The 1,413-nt window shown below is 29.4% G+C and carries 1 protein-coding gene and 1 other RNA gene; one reads left to right on the top strand and one right to left on the bottom strand.

Annotated elements, in window-relative coordinates; genetic code table 11:
• Positions 1-349 precede the first annotated feature (349 nt).
• Positions 350-1,297, top strand: a complete 948-nt coding sequence (locus tag AMN78_RS04215; protein ID WP_179850616.1) for a hypothetical protein — start codon at positions 350-352, stop codon at positions 1,295-1,297.
• On the opposite strand, the gene ssrA is transcribed toward AMN78_RS04215, so the two are convergent.
• Positions 1,297-1,413, bottom strand: a transfer-messenger RNA (tmRNA) gene (gene ssrA, locus AMN78_RS04030); the annotation flags it as partial. The two genes, AMN78_RS04215 and ssrA, sit on opposite strands and share 1 nt — an antisense overlap.

Here is a 1,413-nt window from a genome sequence, read left to right as displayed (position 1 = left end):
ATTTTAAAAAAACCAATGTTTTAATAAGTTTAAATAAAATATTTTTAAAATTGAAAGATAAGAAAATTGAAATTATTAATTCATAAAGAAATAACTTAAAATTGGTTTTAAAACTTCGTAGAAAATTCGTAGTAATCTTCGTAGAACATTTTAGATAAGATTTGTTGATATACAACAATTCTAAATTGAAAGAGGGGCGTTCTGTTGCCCGGTAACAGATTAGAAAATAGCATATTTGCTTACTTTATCAAACTACTTCATTGTAAACTTCGTTGTCAGAATGACTTATTTTCTTTTTATTTGGTTTTTTGATCTATTACTTCGTTGTAAAATTGGATAAAATTATTTAATGAAAAGATTATCTCTATACGTTTTTCTATTTTTGATGTTTTCTATTTTTACTTCGCATTCGTTTGCAGCAAAAAAACATAAAATTTATAAAACCTTACCCTGTAATTTTAATGGAGTTGAGGTTGGACCATCTGCACAAATACACGATGGTATAAAAGGTGGAAAGTGTTGTCCTAATTGTTCTGCTTACAAACGGAAAAGAGGAACATCTATGAATGTCAAAAGAGGAACACCTGTTGTAGCAATTACAGACATGAAAGTAGTTAGTATTGAAGATAGTGGTGCTGAACAAAAAAGTGCAAAAGGTTCAAAATCAATGGGCAAAAAACATGGAATAGATCATTATCAAACTGGATCTACCATGAAACCCTTTGATGATGTTAAAATATATTTTATAGATAAAAAAGGAAATTTAATTCTTTATTATCATTTAAAAGAAACAAACTTTGTAAAAGGATTTAACAAAGGAGATTGTAAACTTTCGAAAGAATATGAATGGGGTTGGAAAAAAAACAGACCCCAAGATTGTGGTGGTTATAGTGAAGATTTAATAAATAATAATTTTTGGGTTAAAAAAGGACAAGTTATAGGTTTATCTGGTGCAACAGGGATGCACAAAGGTGGTCAACATTTTAGTTTAGGTATTGCAATACCTAACAATGAAGAAGTTAAAAAAACTGTTTTAGATGTGATTAAAGATTTAAACTTAAAAGATTATATGATGACAAAAAAATCTTCTAATTGGGATGCATCAGGCGCTATGCCTATTTATGAATTTATTAAAGATCAATTGTTAAGAAAAACTTATCATTTATCGATGTCTGCATTCCGTTATACCGCCCCTCAAAAAGTATTTAAATGGGAAAACATACCAACGGACTCTGATGCTTATCTTTTTCCAGTTATGTCCAAGAAATATTTAAAAGAAATTGGATATTACGATTAAAAGGGGGCGTTCTGTTGCCAGGTGCCCCGGACCCCGTAACTTAATTAAACTAGTTAATTAAGCTGCAAGTGCAAATTTTTGATTTGCATTTATAAATTAGCCCGTTACGTCGGAAC

Origin of the sequence: Candidatus Pelagibacter communis (assembly GCF_001179945.1) — a bacterium.
Lineage (GTDB): Bacteria > Pseudomonadota > Alphaproteobacteria > Pelagibacterales > Pelagibacteraceae > Pelagilacustribacter > Pelagilacustribacter ubique_A.
This window is presented reverse-complemented; position numbering and strand designations above follow the sequence as displayed.